General features: G+C 57.4%; 1 protein-coding gene. It reads right to left on the minus strand.

Annotated elements, in window-relative coordinates; genetic code table 11:
- A partial coding sequence (locus tag M3223_RS23860; RefSeq protein WP_251566269.1) for a hypothetical protein occupies positions 1 to 470 on the minus strand: 470 nt, incomplete at both ends.

A 470-nucleotide genomic window follows, 5' to 3' on the forward strand; every position in this document is an offset into this window, starting at 1 on the left:
ATCCAGAACAGGTTGTTGCCGCGCTCATTTTGCGGCGCGTTGCGATATTGCTCTATGCGCTGATGCAGGACTTTCAGCGCCTGATCGCGCTCAATCGGCACGTCCCGCAGGCCAAAGTTGGCCATGCAGAGGTTATCGCTGCCGATGAGAAAGATGCGGTTAAGGTCGTAGGCGGCAGTAAAATTATCCCGCCAGTAGCGCATAAACCATGCCAGCGACTGCAGCGAATTACGCCAGGTGGCGCTCATCGCGCTGCAGTCGGAATCGGGGTACAGGGGTTCAAAGTTGGGCACCGCCATATCGCCGTTTTGCCCTTGCGCTACCGCGTCCCCTGCCGACAAGCGATTACCGGCGACATACTTCAGCTCTTTCATTACATCCGCGGTACGCTGGATATAGCGCTGGGCCTGATCGGCGTTGAGATTAAGCTCCTGTTGGATTTCGGCTTCCCGCTCGTGCAGCGCGTTGAC

The organism is Paenibacillus pasadenensis, assembly GCF_023715725.1.
GTDB lineage: Bacteria > Bacillota > Bacilli > Paenibacillales > Paenibacillaceae > Paenibacillus_O > Paenibacillus_O pasadenensis_A.